An 11942-nucleotide genomic window follows, 5' to 3' on the forward strand; every position below is an offset into this window, starting at 1 on the left:
CTATCCTAGTTGTTCTGAGTATGCTCTTTGGCAGCTTAGCCACAGCGGGATAGTCGCCTCTATTTTTGCCATTAGCCTTCGAATTCTGCGAAGCAATCAACTCTTTAGAGGTGGCATAGATTATCCTATTATTAAGCGAAAATTTACGCCCTCTTATCTATTTTTAAAGCAGAGTTATGTAGAGCCAAAATTTTGGCTTATTCGGCATAAAAAAGATAAATTTTATTTAATAAAAGCATTTGACTTATCAAAGGAAAAGAAGTGTTAGATAAACTCTCAACCCAAAAAAGGCTGATAATAGCCACAGTTATATCTGTCTTATTTTTTATAGCTTATGATGCGTTGTTTGCCCCAAAGCCGTTAATTGATGCAAATAAAACAGTAGAACAAAATCAAAGCGCACCAGCTACTAATTTAGCCAACTCTACTACAGATAAAGCAGCTATTGCGCCAAAACAAATTAGTAAAAATATCGCCACAATTGAAGGTGCAACTTATAGCGCTACAATTGATGAGCTTGGAAGAATTAGCAACTTTACATTAAAAGATTCTAAATTTAAAAATGAAAATGGTGAACAAATTTCACTTTTAAAACCTAGCTCGCCACTTCCGCTTGAGATTCGTTTCTCAGACACAGCCATAAATGAAAAAGCCTTTAAGGTTGCTTATACTGTAAGTAGTGATAAAATTGATGCTACTAAGTCCCCAGCCAATATTACTCTTACACAAAATTTAGATTCATTTAGCGTAGTGAAAAATTTAACTTTTTACCCAGATGGATCATATGATATTGATGTTAAGGTAAACTCAAATCACGAGTATTTCATCACAGCAGGATTTCGTCCGATTGTAGCTGTTGATGGGTATACAGTTCATGGGGTATTATTACGCAAAGAAGATGATAGTTTAGAGATTATAGAAGATGGCGATGCTAAGGGAAATGAAATATTTAGAAGTGTTGATCTTTTAGCAAATAGTGATAGATATTATACAACTCTATTTTATGATAATAAAAGATCAATGGAGGTCTTTATCCAAAATGATGCGGACGAGAATACCTTAAGCTTTGCTAGAAATATTGGAAATTTTAGCGCTAAAGGCTACATTGGGCCAAAAGATTATAAAACCTTAAAGGCTATTGAGCCAAGTTTGGTTGATGCTATTGAATATGGTTGGTTTACATTTATTGCTAAACCTGCATTTTTATTACTTGATTGGCTATACTCGTTTATAGGTAACTGGGGTTTTGCTATTGTTGCGCTCACTATTATTATTCGTATAGTTTTATTCCCGTTAACATATAAGGGAATGGTATCAATGAATAAGCTAAAAGAGTTAGCCCCAAGAATGAAAGAGATCCAAACTAAATATAAGGGAGATCCTCAAAAAATCAACGCCCATGTAATGGAGCTATATAGAAAGCATGGAGCAAACCCAATGGGCGGATGTTTGCCAATTTTAATTCAAATTCCAATTTTCTTTGCAATTTATAGGGTTTTATTAAATGCTATTGAGTTAAAAGGAGCTGAATGGATATTATGGATTAATGACCTTGCAGAGCTGGATCCATATTTTATTTTACCTATACTTATGGGTATTACAATGTATATTCAGCAACACATTACTCCAACAAATTTTACCGATCCAATGCAAGAGAAGATTATGAAATTTCTACCGTTGATATTTACATTTTTCTTTATTACATTCCCAGCTGGTTTAACGCTTTATTGGTTCATCAACAATCTGTGTTCTATAGCGCAACAAATGGTAGTAAATAAAATTTTTGAACGCCATAAAGCTAAAGAGATAGCGGAGAAACGTCATGAGCATTAGGATAGAAGCTAAGGATTTAGAGGCTGCTTATATAAAAGCAGCCAGCCAGCTTGGATGCTCTACTATAAATTTAGAAATTACTCCGATTAAGCCATCTAGAAAGGGCTTTTTTGGTTTTTTTCAAAAAGATGGACTTTTTGAAGTTATAGTTAAAAAAGAAGCTGAAAAAAAGGCTAAAAAATCAAAACCAGAGCGCAGTGAAAGAGAGATAAAAGAGCTAAAACATCATACTCCAAAACCATTAAAGGCTGAAACCAGCAATAAAAGTGAAGATAAGTCTGAGCTAAAATCTCAATCAGAACTAAAACTCCAATCTGAGCTAAAAACTGAAAATAGGACCGAAGTAAGATCGGCTAAAGAACAAATAGCCAAAAAACCAGCATTAAATATCGACCACTCTATATTTGATTCATTTCATAAAATAGATGAAAACAAACCTTCTCAAGATGATATTTTATTAGAAATTAGAGCAGGACTTGATAAATTATTTATAGCAAGTTCATTTGATATTGAAGTAAGTGAACTCTCAATTTATGATGCTGATACTATATATATCAAACTTGATGGAGCTGATGCAGCGCTAATGATAGGTAAGGAGGGCTATAGATATAAGGCGATTTCATATTTATTATTTAATTGGATAAATGCTAGATATAATAAGGGAATTCGTCTAGAGATAGCTGAATTTTTAAAAAATCAAGAGAGTAGTATGGCAACATATTTAAGCGGTGTAATCGAAAGAGTAGAGCTAATTGGAAAGGCTCAAACTAAGCCACTTGATGGTGTTCTTGTTAAGATCGCCTTAGAACAGCTTAGAGATAGATTCCCAGATAAATATGTCGGAATTAAAAATAGCGATGAAGGCAAATTTATCGTTATAAATGACTTTCATAAAAAATGAATATAGTAGCACTTGCGACTCCGTATGGAGTGGGAGCAATTTCGATTATTAGACTTAGCGGTAAAGATGCTTTGAGCATTGCTAATAAAATTTGTGGCAGATTAACCCCTAGAGTTGCACATCTAAAAGAGTTAAAAGATAAAGCTGGTAATATCCTAGATGAGGCTATTGTAATATATTTTAAAGCTCCATTTAGTTTTACTGGCGAGGATGTTGTAGAGTTTCAAACTCATGGTGGAGTAGTTGTAGCAAATTTGATCATAGATGAAATCTTAGCTTATGGGGCTAGAGTTGCTGATCCTGGTGAATTTAGTAAGCGTGCATTGCTAAATGGCAAGATAGATCTAGCTAAGGCTGAGAGCATTCAAGGATTGATAAACGCTAGAAGTGAAGGTGCGGCTAAAATTTTAGCTAGAGTTATGAGTGGAGAGCTTGGTTTATTTTGTGATACTTTGCGTGATGAACTAATATCAACTCTAGCTTATACTGAGACTTGCATTGACTATGCTGATGATGATTTGCCAACTGATATAATGGAGCAAATTAAACTAAAACTAAAAGAAGCCTCAGCAAAACTAGATCATATAATCTCAATTTCAAATTCAAAAAAGGGGCTAATTGATGGTTATAAAGTAGCCATTATTGGTTGTCCAAATGTAGGTAAAAGCTCGATTTTAAATTCACTTTTAAATTACGAGCGTGCCATAATTAGCGATACTCCTGGTACTACTCGTGATACTATTGAAGAGCAGATAAAAGTAGGCACTCATTTAGTGCGCATTATCGATACTGCTGGTATTAGACATAGTGATCATGATATAGAAAATATAGGGATAGAGTATTCTAAAAGAGCTGCTAATAGTGCTGATATAATCATATGTGTATTTGATAGCTCAAGAGCTAGTAATAGCGAAGATATAGCTATTTTAGATTTTATTAATTCTTTAAATAAAAAAGTAATTTTTGTATTAAATAAATCTGATTTGGAGTTTAAATTTGATCTTAAGATTGATGGTATTTTAATTAGCGCAAAAGATGAATGTACGGCTTTAAAATCCGCACTTGAGAGTTATTTAAATTCACAAGATACAAATGAGATAATGCTAAGCTCAAATCGTCAAATAAAAGCATGCCAGGATGCCAAAAATGCAATTGATAGAGCAGCTGAGCTTTTAGATGAATCAGTGTTGGAGCTATTTGCGTATGAGATAAATAGAGCTATAAAAGAGATAGGAAGTATTACAAAACCACTTCAAAATTCGGAAATTTTAGATAAAATGTTTAGTAGTTTTTGTCTAGGAAAATAAATTTAAAAGGGGAATATATGGATAAAGAAACAATACAAGCGCATAAAATTAGCGATGATGAGTATAAGAAGATATTAGAGATTTTGGGTCGTGAGCCAAATTTACTTGAGCTTGGCGTATTTTCTGCGATGTGGAGTGAGCATTGCAGCTATAAATCATCTAAAAAATATTTAAATGGGTTTCCTACTAAGGCACCGTGGGTGCTTCAAGGTCCAGGCGAAAATGCTGGTGTAATTGATTGTGGCGATGGTATGGCTGCTGTATTTAAGATGGAAAGTCATAATCATCCAAGCTTTATTGAGCCATTTGCTGGCGCTGCTACAGGTGTTGGTGGTATTTTTAGAGATATTTTTACAATGGGCGCTAGAGTTGAGGCTAGTATGAACTCTTTAAGATTTGGACAGGTTCGTGGAGATGAGAAGACTAATCGCCATCAGCGTTACTTAGTAAAAGGTGTAGTATCTGGTATTAGCCATTATGGCAATTGTATGGGGGTACCAACTGTAGGCGGTGAAACTACATTTGATGAGAGTTTTAATGGTAATATTTTAGTTAATGCTTTTGGTCTTGGAATTTGCAAAAGTGATGAGATATTTTATGCAAAAGCCGAAGGTGTAGGAAATCCAGTAATGTATGTTGGATCAAAGACTGGTAGAGATGGCTTAGGCGGTGCTGTGATGTCAAGCGATAGCTTTAATGAAGAAAATAAATCCCTACGCCCAACTGTACAAGTAGGCGATCCATTTGCTGAAAAGCTTCTTATGGAGGCGTGTTTAGAATTATTTAAGTGCGATTATATTGTAGGAATTCAAGATATGGGTGCAGCTGGTCTTACTTCAAGTAGCTTTGAGATGGCAGGTAGAAGTGGCAGCGGTATGAAAATGTATCTAGATAAAGTTCCTATGCGTGAGAGTGGAATGACTCCATATGAGTTAATGCTTAGCGAATCACAAGAAAGAATGCTAATTTGTGCTAAAAAAGGGTGCGAAGATAAGATAAAAGAAATTTTTGCTAAATGGGATTTAGATGCTGAGATTATTGGAGAAGTGACTGATACTGGTGTGATGGAATTATACTGGCATAATGAATTAGCAGGCAGTATACCTATAGCTCCACTTAGTGAGGCTGCTCCTATGCTAGATCGCCCAACTAGCAGACCAAAATATCTTGATGAAATTGCAAAAATTAATCTAAATAATATACCAAATATCAGCAATCAAGAGGCATTTGAATTATTAATCAAAGATTTAAATGTGGCAAATAAAAGCCTAATTTATGATCAATACGATTCAACGGTAGGTACAAATGTAATTAAAAAAGCTGGCAAACTAGGCGCTGCTGTGATGAGAATTAAAGAAAATGGTAAATCAATTGCTATGGGTATGGAGTGCAATACTAGATACAATTATGTAAATCCAAGAATTGGTGCTGCAGCTGCAGTAGCAGCAAGCGGTAGAAAGGTAGCTATGAGTGGTGCTACTCCGCTAGCTATTACAGATTGTCTAAACTATGGTAATCCACAAAATCCTGAAGTAATGTGGCAGTTTGCTAATGGTTGTGAAGGGATTAAAGAGGCTTGTGCAGCACTTAATACGCCAGTAGTTAGTGGTAATGTGAGTCTATATAATGAAACTGATGGTATTAGCATTCAGCCAACTCCAAGTATTGTAATAGTAGGCGTAGGTGATGACGCTAGTAAGAGTTTGGGTAGTGAATTTAGTGGTACTGATGTGAGCGTATATCTACTTGGTAAGACTACGGGCGAGTTTGCTGGATCGCTATATATGAAAGTAGTAGCAAACCTATGCGCTGGAGAGCTAAAAGAGATCGATTATAAGGCCGAAAGAGCGCTTTGGGATTTGGTAATTGAGGCTAATAAAGATGGAGTTTTAGCTTTTGCTAATAGCGTAGGGGTTGGCGGTATTGCTATAACTCTAGCTAAGATGGCAGCAGTTAGTTCTATTGGTTTTAGTGGAGAGATTAAATTTGATGATAGTCGCTTTATATTTGATGAGAGTTTTTCTAGGGCGGTAGTAGGTGTTAAAGATGCTATTAAATTTGAAGAGCTAGCTAAAAAATATGGAGTTGAGTTTATTAAAATTGGCTTAAGTGGTGGTGATGAGTTTATTTTTAATGATATTAAAATTGACTTAAAAGAGTTGCAAAATAGCTATTTTAGCGAATTTGCTACTGTTATTAAAAGTGAAGATTGATAAGTGAATATATTTTTAATCTTAATTGGGCTTGTTGTTGCATTTTGGTTGCTTAGTCGTGGGTTTGCTAGTTCAAACTATAAAAAACAAAGTATTCAAGAGCTTCAATATGACGATGCTAAGTATCTTATAATGCTTACTGCAAAAGTCGCTAAAAGCGATGGAGCAGTAAGCAAAGATGAGGCTAGCTATATATCTCTTTTATTAGATGATATATGTTTAAAGCTTGGTGATGCTGATGTTAGAGGCGATCTAAAAGAGTTATATATCTGGCATAAAGATAGCCATAGCTCAGCTTATGCTATTGCTAAAGAGGATAAGCAAAAGATGAGGTTTAGCCAAAAAATTTGGATAAATCGTATAGTATTTTTTATGAATTTAGCCTATATTGATGGTGAATTTAATAGTAGTGAAAAGGCAATACTACAAGAGATTTGCGATGGATTTGGCTTGCATAAGAGTATTGTAGAGGATCTTTTTGCTCATTTTGAGGCTGAATTTAAAAATTTATCTAAAGAAAATACTAATATCGATCCGTACGAAGTTTTAGGGGTTTCAAAAGATGCTAGTTTTGAGGAGATTAAGGCTAGTTATCGTAGATTATCTAGAGAGTATCATCCTGATTTTACAATGGATAAAAGTGAAGAGATAATCACTCAAGCAACCAAAAAAATGCAACAAATAAATGAAGCATATGAGATATTAAAAGCCAAATTTAAATAAGGAGTGTATATGAGGGCATTAATTAGCGTTAGCGATAAAAGTGGTATAGTTGAGTTTGCCTTAGGACTTGAGGCTTTAGGTTTTGAGATTTTAAGTACAGGTGGTACATATAAAACACTAAAAGATAATGGTATTAAGGTTATAGAAGTTAGCGAATTTACTGCTAGTCCTGAGATGTTTGAAGGTAGAATTAAGACACTTCACCCAAAAATCTATGGAGGAATCTTACACAAAAGAGATGATGCTAATCATGTAGAACAAGCTAGCAAGCATGATATTAAAGGGATTGATTTAGTATGTGTAAATTTATATCCATTTAAAGAGACTACAATCCGTACAGATGATTTTGAAGAGATTATTGAAAATATTGATATTGGTGGCCCTACTATGGTAAGAAGTGCGGCTAAAAATTTCAAAGATGTCTTAATAGTTACTGATATGAATGACTACGATAAGGTACTTAGTGCTCTTAGGAATGATAGTGCTAGTTATGAGTTTAGACGTGATTTAATGATTAAAGCATATGAACATACTGCAGCATATGATTCTATGATAGCTAACTATATGAATGAGAGATTTAATGGCGGATTTGGTGCTAAAAGATTTATAACCGGTTCAAAAGTATTTGATACAAGATATGGTGAAAATCCACATCAAAAAGGTGCTGCTTATGAATTTGATAGCTTTTTAAGCTTAAATTTCACTCAATTAAAAGGAGAAGCAAGTTTTAATAATATGACAGATATAAACTCAGCCGTAGCTATTGCTTCAGCCTTTGGCGATGCCCCAGCAGTTGCTATTTGTAAACATGCTAATCCGTGTGGTTTTGCTATTGGAGAAAATGAGCTTGATAGTTATATAAAGGCTCTTAAATGCGATCCAGTTAGTGCTTTTGGCGGAGTAGTAGCGATAAATGGTACGCTAACAAAAGAACTAGCTCTTAAAACTAAAGAGATATTTATAGAGGTTATAATCGCTGCTAATGTAGAAGATGGTGTTTTAGAACTTTATAGTGATAAAAAACGTACTAAAATCTTTACGCAGAATAATAAATTTTTAGTAACATCTGGTCATAAATGGGATTTTAAACATATTGATGGTGGATTTGTATTCCAAGAAAAAGACAATCTAAGCGATAGCGAGGTAGATAACGCTAAGCAAGTTACTACAAAAGCAGCAAATCCAGATGAGATAAACGACCTTAAAATTGCGTGGAAAATCGCAGCTTTAACCAAATCAAATTGTGTGGTTTATGTCAAAGATAGCACTCTTTTAGCTATTGGAATGGGTATGACTAGTAGGGTGGATGCGGCTCGTGCTGCAGTAGCTAAAGCTAATGATATGGGTATAGATTTAAAAGGTTGCGCATTAGCTAGTGAAGCATTTTTCCCATTTGCTGATAGTATAGAGATAGCAGCAAGTGTTGGTGTTGCAAATGTGATTCAACCAGGTGGTTCAATTCGTGATGAAGATGTAATAGAAGCAGCTAATAAAGCTGGAATGAGTATGTATTTTACAGGCATTAGACACTTCTTGCATTAATTTAATTTGGGTCAAATTTGACCCAAATTTGCCTATTTTGGGTGAAAATTATCTTATTAAACTTCTAGTAAGAGTTAAAGATGTATAATTTCATTATATTTTATTCAAGGTGAGACAAAATGATTAATACCATAGGTAAGAAAATAGTTCTCAGTATTATTGCTGTGTTATTTATTAGCTTTGTAGTTATGCAGTTTATTATCATAGCTCAGTTTAATAACTCATCTACACAGATTACTAAAGATAGCTTAAATATGCTAAGTTCATCGATATTTCAAACAGTTCAGACTGCGATGAATACAGGCGATCCACTCATAATCGAAAAATCGATTCATGATGCAAGCATGATCAAAGGTGTAGCTTCACTTGAGATTTATCGTTCAGATGCTGTTTCTGAAGGTTTTGGACTAGAGAAAGTAACGCCTAAAGATGATGTAATTAAAGAGCAATTTTTCAATCCTAAAAACTATACCGAAACTATAAAAACCAGCGATGATCACCGATTAAGGCTAGTAGCTCCAGTAGTGGCTAAGAGCGAGTGTCTAGCTTGTCATACATTAGCTAAAGAAAATGATGTTTTAGGCGTTATGGATCTTTCATACTCATTAAATGCAATGGATAAAGATTTACGAGATAAGAGTGTTATGTTCTTTTTAATCTTTACTATTTCACTTATTTTGACTGCTATTATAGTTTTAGTTGTACTTCGCAAGGTTGTTATTGCTCCAGTGTTGGAGTTATTAAACCGTGCTAAGGATTTAAGTAGTGGCGATGGCGATTTAAGTGCTAGAATTGCAGTAAAGAGCAACGATGAGATTGGTCAGACTTGTCAGCATATTAATGTATTTATAGAGAAAATTCAAGACATAGTCAAAAAAGCTCAAAATAGTGCAAAAAGTGTAGAAAATCAGACAATAACGCTAAATGATAATGCTTCTACTTTACTTAAGAGTACAGAAGATGGCAAAGCTCAAGCAGCAGATTCATATGCAGTAAGCAAGAGTATATCTGATGAGTTAGAGATGGCAACAGATAAATCCACTAAAGCCGCTGGAGCAAATAAACAATCATTTGATGAGCTTGAAGAGATGATCCTTTCTCTTAATCAGGTAGTAACTCGTCTAAATGAGGCTAATGCTAAAGAACAAGAAATAGCCCATAAAACAGTAAGCGTAGTAAGTCAAACCGAAGATATGAAAAAGGTATTAGACATCATAGGCGATATAGCTGATCAAACAAATTTACTCGCTTTAAATGCAGCTATAGAGGCAGCTCGTGCTGGAGAGATGGGAAGAGGTTTTGCAGTGGTTGCTGAAGAGGTTAGAGTCTTGGCTGAAAAGACTAACGAATCCTTAAGCGGCATAAACTCTAATGCCCAAAATATGATAGAATCTACTAGGGAGTTAGGTGTTTCGCTTAATGAAAATGCTAAAAATATCGCACTTATTAGTACAAGTGCAAATGAGCTAATGGATAGAGCTAGATCAACCCAAAAAGCTACAAGCGAATCTATGCAGATAGTTCAAGAGGTCTCATCTATGGCTATAGAGATTAATAAAAAGATAAAGACTCTACTAGATCAGTCTGAAAGCTCTGTAGAAGCATTTGATAATAATGCTAAAATTGCACATCAATTCTTAGATGTCTCAACTAGTCTAAAAGATGTATCTACCAGATTAGAAGATGATCTAAATAAATTCAAAACCTAATTCTAGCTGCCCAAGTGGCGGCTAGAATTATAGCTTTTTTTTAACTTAAATTTAATTATAATTAATAATTCAAAGTTACAATTTCAATTTAAAAATATTAAGGATTTGATAATGAAAAATATGGGCGAACCAAGGATAAAAATCGTCGCTATGCCAAGCGATACTAATCCAGCTGGAAATATATTTGGAGGATGGATACTTTCTCAAATTGATCTTGCCGGAGCTATAGCTGCTAGAGAGCTAGCACCTATAAGGGTTGTAACAATCTCAATGAAAGAGGTAATTTTTAAAGAGCCAGTATTTATTGGTGATATTGTTAGTTGTTATGCTAAAATAACACAAGTAGGTCAAACTTCAATAACAACAGTGGTAAAAGTAGTAGTTCAAAGATTAAATTCGCAAGGATTTTGTGAGTGTGTTCCAGTAACAACTGCTGAAGTAACTTATGTTAGCGTAGATGAAAAAGGTAATAAAAAACCAATAGATAGTGATTTAAAAAGATTGCACGGATTTTGATCAATAGGCTAAATTTGAGATTTTAGTTACTCAAATTTAGCTTTAAATTTATTATTTACTCTGCATTTTATTGCAAATAGGTAAAATTTGCTACTATATTAATTAGATTAAATGAATTGATATTTTGTAAAAAGTATGTTTTTATAAATTTAACTTATTTTAAGAAAAAAGATATTTTTTGGTAGATAAATAGTAATGCAAGTAGCACAAAAGATAAACAATTCCATTTATCAGTGCTACAAAATAAGAGCAAAGCTAGCTTATTTTTGTAGAGTGTTAGATTGTAGCTAAACTAGTTTTTGCTATATCTGTAAAAATTTTCATTTGCTTTAAAATAAATTCACCGCTAAATTCACCAGCTAAATTTAAACTTATAAAGATATAATATAGCTATCAAAATACTATATTTATATTCCAAAGGCAGACAAATGGCAATTTTCCAAGTAACTAACATAATTAGCACCCTAGAAAAGCTCCCACTCAAAAATGGCTACATCTATTATATTGCCAATCTTGATAATTTAAGCGATATAATGAGCCACGGCATTAGCGCTATCTCCACTGACCCAAAGCGCTCCCACGCTGAGCCGATATATGGCAAGGCAATTAGTGAATATGTAAGCCTATACTTCAACCCACGCAACGCCGCTTTATACTCAGCACAAAAGAGTTACGGAAGCAAGGTTATAATCCTACAAATTCACAAAACTGCTCTACTAGCTGATGGGGTGATATTTACTAACGCTAGTGCCACTGCTGCTAAATATGAATGTACAAATGAGCTTAGCGACTTGCTAAATACGCAGTTTATCAGCTGGAGTGAGGTGATGTCAAAAGGCTGGAACCACGCCAATAAATCCATCAAGCAATCTAAAAGAGATAAAATGATGGCCGAGGCACTTGTGCCTACGCATTTGCCAATTGATATGATAGCTGGTATCATCTGTCAAGATAGCTCTATAGCTAAGAGTATTGCTAGTGATTACAACATTACAGCTGTAGCGGATATGGAGTATTTCTTTCCTATTAAGCTATATGCACCACAAAGCAAAGATGAGCTAATGGACTTGATTGATGATGAAGATATATATTTAGGCGATATAGATACTAGCGCTATAACTGATATGAGTGAGTTATTTTATGAGAGTGAGCGTAAAGATTTTAGTGGTATTGAGAATTGGGATGTATCTAATGTAAC

General features: G+C 34.3%; 10 protein-coding genes. All 10 read left to right on the forward strand.

The genetic code is table 11. From position 1 onward, the window contains the following. The coding region (gene yidD / locus J6V67_RS06730; RefSeq protein WP_291860576.1) for a membrane protein insertion efficiency factor YidD at window positions 1-268 on the forward strand (268 nt) is incomplete at its 5' end. Then, on the forward strand, window positions 262-1833 hold the full coding sequence (gene yidC / locus J6V67_RS06735; protein ID WP_291860579.1) for a membrane protein insertase YidC: 1572 nt from the start codon (window positions 262-264) through the stop codon (window positions 1831-1833). The genes yidD and yidC, both read left to right, overlap by 7 nt. Then, on the forward strand, window positions 1829-2734 hold the full coding sequence (locus J6V67_RS06740) for a Jag N-terminal domain-containing protein (protein WP_367205785.1): 906 nt from the start codon (window positions 1829-1831) through the stop codon (window positions 2732-2734). Before yidC ends, J6V67_RS06740 begins: the two co-directional genes overlap by 5 nt. Continuing rightward, window positions 2731-4041: a tRNA uridine-5-carboxymethylaminomethyl(34) synthesis GTPase MnmE gene (gene mnmE / locus J6V67_RS06745; protein ID WP_291860585.1), complete on the forward strand. Its 1311-nt coding sequence runs from the start codon at window positions 2731-2733 to the stop codon at window positions 4039-4041. Before J6V67_RS06740 ends, mnmE begins: the two co-directional genes overlap by 4 nt. A gap of 17 nt (window positions 4042-4058) precedes the next feature. Continuing rightward, window positions 4059-6254 (forward strand): phosphoribosylformylglycinamidine synthase subunit PurL, encoded by a 2196-nt coding sequence (gene purL / locus J6V67_RS06750; RefSeq protein ID WP_291860588.1) that lies wholly within the window; start codon window positions 4059-4061, stop codon window positions 6252-6254. Between the two features lie 3 nt (window positions 6255-6257). Beyond that, on the forward strand, window positions 6258-6977 hold the full coding sequence (locus J6V67_RS06755; RefSeq protein WP_291860591.1) for a DnaJ domain-containing protein: 720 nt from the start codon (window positions 6258-6260) through the stop codon (window positions 6975-6977). A 9-nt stretch (window positions 6978-6986) separates the two neighbouring features. Continuing rightward, a complete protein-coding gene (purH, locus tag J6V67_RS06760; protein WP_291860594.1) occupies window positions 6987-8519 on the forward strand; it encodes a bifunctional phosphoribosylaminoimidazolecarboxamide formyltransferase/IMP cyclohydrolase in 1533 nt (510 codons plus the stop codon). Between the two features lie 119 nt (window positions 8520-8638). After that, complete coding sequence (locus tag J6V67_RS06765) at window positions 8639-10228, forward strand: methyl-accepting chemotaxis protein (RefSeq protein ID WP_291860597.1); 1590 nt, start codon at window positions 8639-8641, stop codon at window positions 10226-10228. Between the two features lie 111 nt (window positions 10229-10339). Next, the gene (locus J6V67_RS06770) at window positions 10340-10744 is read left to right on the forward strand and encodes an acyl-CoA thioesterase (protein WP_086224845.1); all 405 of its coding nucleotides are present in this window, start codon (window positions 10340-10342) and stop codon (window positions 10742-10744) included. 428 nt (window positions 10745-11172) lie between these two features. After that, a partial coding sequence (locus J6V67_RS06775) for a DarT ssDNA thymidine ADP-ribosyltransferase family protein (protein ID WP_291860603.1) occupies window positions 11173-11942 on the forward strand: 770 nt, incomplete at its 3' end.

Origin of the sequence: Campylobacter sp. (assembly GCF_017646085.1) — a bacterium.
Lineage (GTDB): Bacteria > Campylobacterota > Campylobacteria > Campylobacterales > Campylobacteraceae > Campylobacter.